The 11009-nt window shown below is 63.8% G+C and carries 10 protein-coding genes; 3 read left to right on the top strand and 7 right to left on the bottom strand.

Features of this window, described 5'->3' with window-relative positions; genetic code table 11:
* The 3 genes from AC2FMN_RS16635 to betB all read right to left on the bottom strand — a co-directional run.
* Positions 1-818 (bottom strand): MmgE/PrpD family protein (locus tag AC2FMN_RS16635; RefSeq protein WP_496689557.1); only part of this gene is annotated, 818 nt, incomplete at its 3' end.
* 20 nt (positions 819-838) lie between these two features.
* Positions 839-3256, bottom strand: a complete 2418-nt coding sequence (locus AC2FMN_RS16630; RefSeq protein ID WP_496689555.1) for a GcvT family protein — start codon at positions 3254-3256, stop codon at positions 839-841.
* 141 nt (positions 3257-3397) lie between these two features.
* The gene (betB, locus tag AC2FMN_RS16625; protein WP_496689553.1) at positions 3398-4852 is read right to left on the bottom strand and encodes a betaine-aldehyde dehydrogenase; all 1455 of its coding nucleotides are present in this window, start codon (positions 4850-4852) and stop codon (positions 3398-3400) included.
* Between the two features lie 190 nt (positions 4853-5042).
* Here betB and AC2FMN_RS16620 point away from each other — a divergent pair, with 190 nt between their 5' ends.
* Positions 5043-5372, top strand: a complete 330-nt coding sequence (locus tag AC2FMN_RS16620) for a hypothetical protein (protein ID WP_496689552.1) — start codon at positions 5043-5045, stop codon at positions 5370-5372.
* Positions 5373-5375: 3 nt separating this feature from the next.
* On the opposite strand, the gene AC2FMN_RS16615 is transcribed toward AC2FMN_RS16620, so the two are convergent.
* A complete protein-coding gene (locus tag AC2FMN_RS16615; protein WP_496680019.1) occupies positions 5376-5888 on the bottom strand; it encodes a potassium channel family protein in 513 nt (170 codons plus the stop codon).
* 74 nt (positions 5889-5962) lie between these two features.
* Positions 5963-6868: an oxygen-dependent tRNA uridine(34) hydroxylase TrhO gene (gene trhO, locus AC2FMN_RS16610; RefSeq protein WP_496680021.1), complete on the bottom strand. Its 906-nt coding sequence runs from the start codon at positions 6866-6868 to the stop codon at positions 5963-5965.
* A gap of 96 nt (positions 6869-6964) precedes the next feature.
* Between trhO and pncA the strand changes: the two genes are divergently transcribed.
* A complete protein-coding gene (pncA, locus tag AC2FMN_RS16605; protein WP_496689550.1) occupies positions 6965-7558 on the top strand; it encodes a bifunctional nicotinamidase/pyrazinamidase in 594 nt (197 codons plus the stop codon).
* On the opposite strand, the gene AC2FMN_RS16600 is transcribed toward pncA, so the two are convergent.
* Positions 7559-8089, bottom strand: a complete 531-nt coding sequence (locus AC2FMN_RS16600; RefSeq protein WP_496689549.1) for a hypothetical protein — start codon at positions 8087-8089, stop codon at positions 7559-7561.
* 166 nt (positions 8090-8255) lie between these two features.
* Between AC2FMN_RS16600 and pncB the strand changes: the two genes are divergently transcribed.
* The gene (gene pncB / locus AC2FMN_RS16595; protein ID WP_496689547.1) at positions 8256-9548 is read left to right on the top strand and encodes a nicotinate phosphoribosyltransferase; all 1293 of its coding nucleotides are present in this window, start codon (positions 8256-8258) and stop codon (positions 9546-9548) included.
* A 6-nt stretch (positions 9549-9554) separates the two neighbouring features.
* Here the strand turns inward: pncB and AC2FMN_RS16590 are convergent, their stop codons facing one another.
* Positions 9555-11000, bottom strand: a complete 1446-nt coding sequence (locus AC2FMN_RS16590) for an aldehyde dehydrogenase family protein (protein ID WP_496689545.1) — start codon at positions 10998-11000, stop codon at positions 9555-9557.
* Positions 11001-11009 lie beyond the last annotated feature (9 nt).

Genomic DNA, 11009 nt, shown 5'->3' with positions numbered 1-11009 from the left:
TCTATGGCGGCATGGGCCCAGCGGCAGATCGGATAGGGTTTCACATATTGATGTTCCATCTGCCAAAACGTGCCGAGGTCCTGCCAATAGGGTGCGGCGCGGTCCTCCTCGATGGTGATGGCAGGGGCGCCGGTAAAGCCGCGCTCGGCCAGAATTGCCGCCGACATTCCCACCAGCGCGCCCCAGCCCGAGCCGTCATGCAGCATGGTTGGGTTGGCGATCTCGCGCATCATCTGGCTGCGGGGGCCGTGATATTCGGCAATGCCAAGGCCTTGGCGCAACTGGTCGGATGAATGGCCCCGCAAGCGGGCCGCCATCGCCGCGACGCCCAGTGCGTTCCACGCCCCCGAGGTGTGATAGTCACTGACGGTGGCGTGCAACGTGATACCCGCGCGGCCCGCGATTTCGTAGCCGGTGATGACGGCCGCCAAGGCATCGGGTCCGGACAGGTCAGGGCAGTGCTCGGCCAATGCGCACAGCGCGGGTATTGCCACGACACCGATATGCCCCTTGGTCGGGTTGTAGCCGTCGTGCCCGTCGAGATTGTCGGTCTGCGTCGCCGCCGCATAGGCCGCCCCCGCCAAGCTGACCTGGCGCCCGTCGAACAGCATCCGCGCCGAGAAGCGCGGATCGGTCGAGGCGTAGAGCAGCGCCGCGGTGTCCCGCGCGATCACCCCGGCCTCCATCGGTCCCGAGGCGATGAGAATGCCCATCGTGTCCAGCATCATCAGCGCGGCCGCGTCGAGGGCGCTGGCGGGCATGTCCTCGGGCCTGCGGTTCAGGGCAAAGTCGGCGACGCGGGGGAAGGTGTCGGTCATGCGGTCCTCGCTTTCCGCGCTCACCCGCGCAGGCGGGCGCCTTGGGGGTCAAATGGCGGCTCTTCCAGGACCCTCGCCTTGTGGGGCTTTCCGAGAATGAAAACCTCGACCTCGTCACCCGGCTGGGCGACCTGCGGGTTGCGGAAGCCCAGCGCCAGCGACTTGCCGACCGAATAGCCATAGGTGCCCGAGGTCACCCGACCGACCGGCGTGCCGTCGGGGGTAAAGATCGGCTCGCCTCCGCTGGCATCCGCGTCGTGGATGGCCTCGACCTCGAAGATCGACAGCACCTCGCGCGGGGCATTGTCGCGGACGGACAGGTAGGCGTCCTTGTGCAGGAAATCCTTGTCGAGCTTGATGAGCCCCGTCAGCCCGACCTCTTGCGGCCAGTATTCCTGACTGTATTCGCGGCCCCACGATCCATAGCCTTTCTCGATCCGCAGCGAGCCCAGCGCGCGGCTGCCCACGGGTCCTCCGTTGAACTTCCGCGCGGCTTCCAACAGCCCGGCATAGAGCCGGGTCTGGTCCTCTTCGGCGCAGTGCAGCTCCCACCCCAGATCGCCGGTGAAGCTGACGCGGATGGCCAGGCAGGTGACGCCGGCAACCTCGATCGTGGCCGAGCGCATGAAGCGGAACGCCGCGTTCGACAGGTCGGCGTTGGTCAGCCGTTGCAAGGCCTCGCGCGATTTCGGGCCAGCGACGTTGAAGCCTGCGATGCGGTTGGTGGCGACTTCGAAGGTGGTGCCCTCGGGCAGGTCCACCATGTTGAAGAACCGCTGGTGATAGCGTTCGGCCATGCCCGAGCCGATCATCATGTATTCGTCCTCGGCGGTCTTGGTGATGGTGAAATCCCCCGCCACGCCACCGCGCACCGAGATCAGCGGGGTCAGGCACGAACGTCCCACCTCGGTCGGCACCCGGTTGGCCACCAGCCGGTCGAGCCAGTCATGCGCGCCCGGCCCCTTGATGACGTAATTGGCAAAGTTCGAGATGTCGATCACGCCCACGTTTTCACGCAGCATCCGGGCCTCCTGGTCCACCGGTTCGAACCAGTTTTGGCGGGTGAAGCCGGTGGTCTCGACCGTTCCGGGCCGGTCGGCGAACCACAGCGGGTGTTCCCAGCCGCAATTCAGGCCGAAGACCGCGCCCATCTGCTTCTGCATCTCATAGGCAGGGCGCACACGAGCGGGGCGGCCGGCACTGCGTTCTTCGTTCGGGAAGTGGATGGCAAAGCGGTGGGAATATTGGTCGGCGACCCGCGCCTTGGTGAATTTCTTGTCGGCCCAGTCGCCGAACCGCGCCAGATCCCAGGCGAACATGTCGTATTGCGGCTCGCCCTCGATCATCCATTGCGCGGCCAACAGCCCCAGCCCGCCCGATTGCGAGAATCCGGGGATAATACCGGTGCAGCAGAAATAGTTGCGCAGCTCGGGAACCGGCCCCCAGATGGCGTTGGAATCCGGCGACCAGATCATCGGGCCGTTGATCACCCGTTTCACGCCTGCGGTCGCGGCCACCGGCACACGCTCGGTCGCGCGGATCACGTTCTCCATGATCCGGTCCAAATCGTCGGGAAACAGGTCATGGGCGAAATCCAGCGGCGTGCCGTCCTCGGCCCAGAAACGCATGTCTTTCTCATAGGCGCCGATCAGCAACCCGTTGCCTTCCTGCCGGAAGTAATATTCGCCGTCGCGGTCGGCGATCGAGGGCAGCCGGCGGCCGAGAGCTGCCACCTCGTCAATCGCTTCGGTCACGAAATACTGGTGTTCGGTCGGTTGCAGCGGCAGCTCCAGCCCGGCCAGCGACGCCACCTCGCGCCCCCACAACCCGGCTGCGTTGACCACCCATTGCGTGTGGATGTCGCCCTTTTCCGTGCGCACAATCCACGAGCCGTCAGGCTGCTGTTCAGTCCCTATTACAGGGCAAAACCGCTGAATCTCGGCCCCCAGCGCGCGCGCTCCGGCGGCATAGGCATGGGTTACGCCCGAGGGGTCCACGTTGCCGCCGTCGGGTTCGTACATGATGCAACGGATGTCGTCGAACTGCGCTAGTGGGTGCAGCTCCATCGCCTGTTCGCGGCTGATTTCATAGAAGTTCAGGCCGTAAAACCGCGCCTTGGCCTCTTGCAAACGCAGTTGGTGCTCGCGCGCTTCGGTCTGGGCCAGATACAGCGATCCCGGCTGGAACACGCCGCAGCCCTGCCCGGTTTCCTTTTCCAGCTGCTTGTACAGGTTCATCGTGTAGTGCTGGATGCGGGTGACGTTGTTGTTGTCGTGCAGCCCGTGGATGTTGGCCGCCGCGTGCCACGTTGAACCGCTGGTCAGCTCGTCCCGTTCCAGCAGGATCACGTCGGTCCAGCCCAGCTTGGCAAGATGGTAGAGGATCGAACAACCGACAAGGCCCCCTCCGATCACGACGGCCTGTGCATGGGTTCTCATTGGGCTTCTCTCCTGACTGGCGGGGGCGCGTCACCCCTCTGCTTCAGAAGTCAGCCACAGTGTGCGGACACCGTATGCTCTGTTCCCGACCCCAAATGTCGGGAACAGGGCAAGTTGGACGGAATCCCGGTTTGGGATCGTCTAGTAAGGCGCCTCGACGTCGTTCATCGAAACATAGACGGTTTTCATTTCCGAATAGTGGTTGATCGCCAGCTTCGAGTTCTCGCGCCCGACGCCCGACATTTTCGACCCACCGAACGGCGCCTCGACCGGGGCCAGGTTGTAGGTGTTGATATAGCAGGTGCCTGCCTCGAAACCGGCCACCACGCGATGAGCGCGGGTCAGGTCGTTGGTGAACACGCCGGCGGCCAGGCCGAACTCGGTGGCGTTGGCGCGGGCCATCACCTCGTCTTCGGTTTCGAAATCCAGCACCGACATGACGGGGCCGAAGATTTCCTCGCGGGCGATGGTCATGTCGTCGGTCACGTCGGCAAAGACCGTTGGCTGAAGGTAGAAGCCCGGGCGATCCAGCCGCGCGCCGCCATGGACCAGCCGTGCGCCCTCGGCCTTGCCCTTCTCGATATAGCCCAGAACGATGTTCATCTGGTTCTCGCTGACCATCGGGCCGAAATTCACGGCCTCATCCATCGGGTCGCCGATCTTCACCTTGGCCAGACGTTCGGTCAGTCGGGTCAGAAAGGCCTCTTTGATGCCTTTCTGCACGAAGACCCGGGTGCCGTTGGAACAGACCTGGCCCGAGGAATAGAAATTGCCCAGGATCGCACCCGAGACGGCGTTTTCGATATCGGCGTCGTCGAACACGATCAGGGGCGACTTGCCGCCCAGTTCCATCGTGACGTGTTTCATGCCCTCGGCGGCGGCGGCATAGACCTTGCGGCCCGTGGGCACCGATCCGGTCAGCGACACCTTGGCCACGCGCGGGTCGGTGACCAGCGCGGCGCCCACATCGCCATAGCCCTGAACCACGTTGTAGATGCCCTTGGGCGCGCCGGCCTCGATCAGGATCTCGGCCACTTTCAGCGCTGACAGGGGCGTTGTTTCCGAGGGTTTGAACACCATCGCATTGCCACATGCCAGCGCCGGGGCACCCTTCCAGCAGGCGATCTGGGTGGGGTAGTTCCACGCGCCGATGCCGACGCAGACGCCCAGCGCCTCGCGGATGGTATAGACGAAATCACCGCTGCCCAGCGGGATATGCTCGCCGGTCAGCGACCCGGCCAGTCCGCCGAAATATTCCAGCGCGTCCGCGCCCGAGGTCGCATCGGCCACCAGCGTTTCCTGCAACGGCTTGCCGGTGTCATGGGTTTCGAGGATCGACAACTCGCGGTTGCGCTCGCGCATGATTTCGGCGGCGCGGCGCAGGATGCGGCCGCGCTCGGTCCCGGTCATCGCCGCCCAGGTCTTTTGAGCGCGTTTTGCACTGTTTAGAGCCTGTTCAATGATCTGCGGCGTCGCCGAATGCAGGCGGGCGATGACCTCGCCCGTAGCCGGATAGATCACGTCGATCGGGGTGCCTGCGGTGTCTTCGACATATTCGCCATCGATGAAATGGCTGGCCGAGGGCTGAAATTTCATGGCGGATCCTTTTGTTGCGGGGCCGCCGGTCAGGCCAGCGGCAAATGGGTTCCAACCGCAGTTAAGGGTTGTTGATTGGTCAGTCAATAAAACACTGGCATCGGCCAGTTTCCGCCGCTGAATCCGCAAGAAAACTTGAAAAATTTGGTTAATGTTCCATTTATGTTCCACATGATCGGAGGATTGCACGATGCAACGGTCCCGGCAGATTACGGCCCGGATGGAGCCCACAAACGACTATCACCTACTGCCGGTCACGGATCGGCAGATGCGCTATGCCCGCGCGATCGCCCATCAGGCCGCGCTGGAGATTCCCGTCGAAGCGCAGCGTGACCGAAGGTCAATGTCCGATTGGATTTCAGCACACAAACCAAGGGACACGTCGCCCTTTGCAAACTATCCCACCGGCAAGCAGGTGGCATTTGCCGAACGTATTTCGCGCAGCAAGCGCCGCCCGATCCCGGATGAGTGCTTTCGCGACAAACGTGCCATGTCACAGTGGATCGACCGCAACAAGTAAGCGTCAGTGGTTTCGCCGGGCGCGATGGGTGCTGCCGTACAGGCCCACGGCGGCGGCCACGAACAGGCCCAGCAGGATATATCCGGTGATGGCCTCGGCCACGGCCAGGGCCCGGCAGACGCCGATGGGCCGCAGGTCGCCGAACCCGACCGTAGTGAAGGTGACATACGAGAAATACAGCACATCGCTGGGGCGGCGCGCGCCCTCGACACACAGGTCGTGATACCCATATGACCCATAGACGGCTGCAAACAGGAACGGCACCGCCTGAATGAACGAGATCCCCATCAGCAGCAGCTGCCGCTTGGGGTTGCGGACCCGAGTCATGTAGTACCAGGTCTGCCACACCAGCAAAAACGCCAGCCCGATCGTCGTGGCGGTCCCGATCGTGGTGCCCGCGGTCGCCTCGTTCAGATGCGACAGCAGATACCAGGCCATCGTGCTGACAAGAATCAGCCCCAGCGCGGCCAGCAATGTGGGCTTCCAGTCCTCGAAGGTGGTTGGGTCGGCGGGCATCTGTCATCCTCGGCGGTTCGGCTTCGGCCATCCTTCACCGAAGCGTCCGCCATCACAAGCGCTTTCGCGACTCGCTATTGACCGCCCAGATGCTCTTCGCCTCGCGCCCGCGCCAGCGCGATTTGTTTCTGCCGTTCGCGGAACCGCGCCTTGTCGGCCTCGGACGTCTCGTGGATGCATTGGTGGCAAGACACGCCATGCTCGTATTCAGGGCGCTCCATGTCCTGGGGCAGGATCGGGCGGCGGCAGCCATGACACAGCTGGTGCGGCCCCTCGACCAGCCCGTGCCCCACCGACACGCGGTTGTCGAACACGAAGCATTCACCCTTCCAGGTGCTGTCTTCGGGCGGTACCTCCTCGAGATAGCGCAGGATGCCGCCCTTCAGGTGGTAGACATCCTCGACCCCCTGCCCAAGCAGATAGTTGGTGGATTTCTCGCAGCGAATGCCGCCGGTGCAGAACATGGCGACGCGCTTGTTGTGGAACCTGTGCTTGTTCTGCTCCCACCAAGCGGGAAAATCGCGGAAACTGTCCGTTTTAGGGTCGATTGCGCCTTCGAATGTGCCGATCGACACCTCATAGTCGTTGCGCGTGTCGATAACCACCACATCATCCGAACGGATCAGATCGTTCCAGTCCTGCGGCTCGACATAATGGCCAGTGCGGGCGCGCGGATCGACATCCGGCTGGCCCATGGTCACGATCTCTTTCTTCAGGCGCACCTTCATCTTGCCAAACGGCGGCTGGCTGGCGGTGGCCTCTTTCCATTCCAGGTTGGCACAGCCCGGCAGCGCCCGGATATGCGCCAGCACCGCGTCGATCCCGGCGCGGGGGCCGGCGATGGTGCCGTTGATGCCTTCATGCGCCAGAAGCAGCGTGCCCTTGACCGACTGCGCGCGGCACAGCTCCAACAGCGGCGCGCGCAGGGCGTCCGGGTCGGCAAAACGGGTGAAGTGATACAGTGCGGCGATCGTGTACATGGCCGCGATCTAATGCGCGGCCCCCCGCAACGCAAGAGACCGCATTGACGACCACCGCCCGCCCCCCTACCGATAGCACACGCAAAGGAGGCTGCCATGACCCATGCCCTGATCGTGATCGATGTCCAGAACGATTTCTGCCCCGGCGGCGCACTGGCGGTTCCCAACGGGGATGAGATCGTTGCCCCGATCAATGCCATGATGCCAGATTTCGACGCGGTGATCCTGACGCAAGACTGGCACCCGGCAGGTCATTCCTCGTTCGCGTCATCCCATCTGGGGAAGGCACCTTATGATCTGGTCGAAATGCCCTATGGCCCACAGGTCCTGTGGCCCGACCATTGCGTGCAGGGCACACCCGGCGCCGAATTCCACCCCGACCTGCGCACCGATGCCGACCTGATCCTGCGAAAGGGCTTCCGGAGCGCGATCGACAGCTATTCGGCCTTCTTCGAAAACGACCGGACCACGCCCACCGGGCTGGAAGGCTATCTGCGCACGCGTGGGATAGACCGGTTGACGCTGGTGGGCCTGGCGACCGATTTCTGCGTGCATTATTCGGCGGTGGATGCGGCCCGGCTGGGCTTTGACGTGACCGTCAGAACCGACGCCTGCCGGGCGATCGACCTAGACGGGTCGCTGGCTACGGCCGAGCAAGCCATGCAAACGGCAGGTGTGGCGCTGCTCTGATCAGGGCGTCGCCCCGGTGGCCGCCAGATATTTCAGCACGACGAAAAGGATGACTGCCAGCCCCAGCGCGAACCCGACCCGGCCCACGATCGAGCGGCGGGCGGTCTTCTTCGCGTCGGCACCGGCCCGGGCCGGCTTTGGTCTCTCTTGGACCGGCCTGCGGGGCAGCGGCTGCGCACGACGTACATGTTGCAGAAACGCCAGGATGTCGAACGTGCCGCAATACTGGCCCTGAACGCCCCGGTTCCGAATGTTGTCGAACAACCGGCGCAGGATGAGCGCGCGCGCCTCGGCATCTTCTGCCGGGTACAGATCGCGCTCGAGCCCGGTCCGTCTGGATTCCAGACTGAAACCGGCATCCACGAAAATCCTGCGGATTCTGGGCGAGGCCCGGCGCAGCGCATCCGCCGTGCGGATATCGCGAAACACGGCATAGACATGCCGCCCCGCCACCTGGGCACCGGCCTCAGGGTTTTCCGTCTCGGATTCTTCAGCAATCGTTACAATATCAAAATCGTACGTCAGACTCATTCACCACTTACAAACTTCTGGTCCCATCCCACCCCCCTCACTAGATCGCGAAAGGATCGGACTTTATGCCCGGATTGTGACCTGTCCTTGGCATTGTTAACAGATCCGGGACTCTTGCCAATCACCGCACCGATTGATCTAACAACGGAAATGGCAGGAGCTCCCCATGGTCGACATCGCGACCCGTGTCTACAATCACAAATGGAAGATCGACCCGATCGTGCGGTCATTGATCGACACGGATTTCTACAAACTGCTGATGTGCCAGTCAGTGTTTCGCAACAAGCCCCAAACGACGGTCGTGTTTTCCCTGATCAACCGGTCGAATCACGTTCCGCTGGCCAAGCTGATCGACGAGGGCGAGCTGCGCGAACAGCTCGATCATATCCGCTCGCTCAGCCTCAGCCGGGGTGAAAGCACTTGGCTGCGGGGCAACACCTTCTACGGCAAGCGCCAGATGTTCCGCCCCGATTTCATGGAATGGTTCGAGAATCTGCGCCTGCCGCCCTATCACCTCGAACGCCGCGGCGATCAGTACGAGCTGACCTTCGAGGGCAAATGGCACGAGGTCATGCTGTGGGAGATTCCGGCCCTGGCGGTGCTGATGGAGCTCCGCTCACGCGCGGTTCTGAACGACATGCGCCGGTTCGAGCTTCAGGTTCTCTATGCCCGCGCCATGACCCTCGTCTGGGAAAAGATCGAGAAACTGCGCGCGATCGAAGGCCTCAGCATCGCCGATTTCGGCACCCGACGGCGGCATTCCTTCCTGTGGCAGGACTGGTGCGTGCAGGCGATGATCGAGGGGCTGGGCCCGGCCTTCACGGGAACGTCGAACTGCCTGATCGCCATGCGGCGCGAGGTCGAGGCGATCGGCACCAATGCGCATGAACTGCCGATGGTCTATTCGGCGCTGGCCGAAACCGACGAAGAACTGGCCCGCGCGCCCTATGACGTGCTGAGCGACTGGCATGACGAACATGACGGCAACCTGCGGATCATCCTGCCCGACACCTATGGCACCAAGGGGTTTCTGGACCGCGCACCCGACTGGCTGGCCGGCTGGACCGGCATCCGCATTGACAGCGGCGATCCGGCCAAGGGCGCCGAGATCGCCATCGAGTGGTGGAAATCGCGCGGCGAGGATCCCAGCCAGAAGCGGATCATATTCTCGGACGGGCTCGATGTGGACAAGATCCGCGAATTGCACGGCCACTTCGCGGGCCGGGTGAAGGTCTCGTTCGGGTGGGGCACGTTGCTGACCAACGATTTCCGCGGTCTGGTGCCGGGGGATGCGCTGGCGCCGTTCTCGCTGGTGTGCAAGGCGGTCTCGGCCAATGGGCGGCCGACGGTGAAACTGTCGGACAACCCCGAAAAGGCGATGGGGCCGAAAGACGAGATCGAGCGCTACAAGCGCGTCTTTGGCGTAGGGGAACAAGAAGCGATCGAAGTGATCGTCTAGCCCGGCTCAGCCGTGATGGGCGGCCACGGTTTTCAACTGGGAAAAACCGTACAGCGCCTCGAACCCCTTTTCGCGGCCATGGCCCGATTTTCCGACCCCGCCGAACGGCAGCTCGACCCCGCCGCCCGCGCCGTAATTGTTGATGAACACCTGCCCCGCGCGCAGCCGTTTGGCCAGCCGCATCTGCCGCGCGCCGTCCCGCGTCCAGACCCCGGCCACCAGCCCATAGTCGGTGCCGTTGGCGATTTGAATGGCCTGTTCCTCGGTGTCGAAGGGGATCAAAACCTGGACGGGGCCAAAGATTTCCTTCTGCGCCAGCGGATGATCGGGCGGCACGTCCCCAAACAGCGTCGGGCGCACATAGGCCCCGCCCGGCGGCGCGTGATCCACGATTCGGCCCTGTGCTGCGATCTCAAGATCGCCCCCCTGCGCCAGAAAGCCGGTCACGATCTGCTTCTGCCGGTCCGAAATCAGCGGCCCAACGCGCAGATCCTCGGTCGCGGGGCCGACGGTCAGGTCGGCATAGGCGGCGGCCATGCGCGCCTTGACCTCGGCATAGACGCCGCGCTGAACCAGAACACGCGACCCGGCCGAGCAGGTCTGACCCGCGTTCTGGATGCCCGCATTCACCAGAAACGGCAACGCGGCCTCCAGATCGGCATCATCAAACACCAGTTGCGGAGATTTTCCCCCCAGTTCCAGGATCACCGGTACCACGTTGCGCCCGGCCGCCTGCTGCACCAGCGCGCCCGTCGCCACGGACCCGGTGAACGAGATATGATGCACACCCGGATGCGCCGACAGGGCCGCGCCCGCCTCGGCCCCGATGCCGGGAACCACGTTCAGCGCGCCGGCGGGTAGCCCCGCCTCGGTTGCCAGATGGGCAAAGGCCAGCGCGGTAAGACAGGCCTCTTCCGCCGGTTTCAGAACGCAGGCATTGCCCATGGCCAGCGCCGCCCCGACCGAGCGGCCGATGATTTGCATCGGGTAGTTCCAAGGCACGATATGGCCGGTCACCCCGTGCGGCTCACGCAGGGTATAGACGGTGTAGCCGTCGAGATAGGGGATGGTCTCGCCCATCACCTTGTCCGCCGCACCGCCGTAGAACTCGCAATAGCGCGCCAGCGCCAGAGCGTCGGCGCGCGCCTGGGTCAGCGGTTTTCCAACATCCAACGCTTCGAGCAGCGCAAGCTCCTCGATCCTGTCCTGCACCAACTGTCCAAGACGGGTCAGGATGCGGCCCCGCTCCAGCGCGGTCATCCGGCCCCAGTCGCCGTCCAGCGCGGCCTGCGCGGACTGCACGGCGGCATCGATCTGCGGCGCCCCACCGCGCGCAATTCGGCCGAGCGGCGTGCCGTCGGACGGGTTGGTCAGATCAAGCGTGTCGTCGCTCGCGACCCAATCGCCGCCGATCAGGCACAAGGTGGAATCAAACCAGATGGGATTTTGCATATCTGCCTC

It is taken from the genome of Ruegeria sp. BHSC037, from assembly GCF_059613045.1.
Note: the sequence above shows the minus strand (reverse complement) of the source record. Positions and strands in the feature narration are given on the sequence as shown.

What these genes read in the sequence shown, in the direction of transcription:
- betB (WP_496689553.1), bottom strand. Translation starts at nt 4,852, where the DNA reads ATGAAATTTCAGCCCTCGGCCAGCCATTTCATCGATGGCGAATATGTC.
- AC2FMN_RS16600 (WP_496689549.1), bottom strand. Translation starts at nt 8,089, where the DNA reads ATGAGTCTGACGTACGATTTTGATATTGTAACGATTGCTGAAGAATCC.
- AC2FMN_RS16590 (WP_496689545.1), bottom strand. Translation starts at nt 11,000, where the DNA reads ATGCAAAATCCCATCTGGTTTGATTCCACCTTGTGCCTGATCGGCGGC.
- AC2FMN_RS16630 (WP_496689555.1), bottom strand. Translation starts at nt 3,256, where the DNA reads ATGAGAACCCATGCACAGGCCGTCGTGATCGGAGGGGGCCTTGTCGGT.
- trhO (WP_496680021.1), bottom strand. Translation starts at nt 6,868, where the DNA reads ATGTACACGATCGCCGCACTGTATCACTTCACCCGTTTTGCCGACCCG.
- pncA (WP_496689550.1), top strand. Translation starts at nt 6,965, where the DNA reads ATGACCCATGCCCTGATCGTGATCGATGTCCAGAACGATTTCTGCCCC.
- pncB (WP_496689547.1), top strand. Translation starts at nt 8,256, where the DNA reads ATGGTCGACATCGCGACCCGTGTCTACAATCACAAATGGAAGATCGAC.
- AC2FMN_RS16615 (WP_496680019.1), bottom strand. Translation starts at nt 5,888, where the DNA reads ATGCCCGCCGACCCAACCACCTTCGAGGACTGGAAGCCCACATTGCTG.
- AC2FMN_RS16620 (WP_496689552.1), top strand. Translation starts at nt 5,043, where the DNA reads ATGCAACGGTCCCGGCAGATTACGGCCCGGATGGAGCCCACAAACGAC.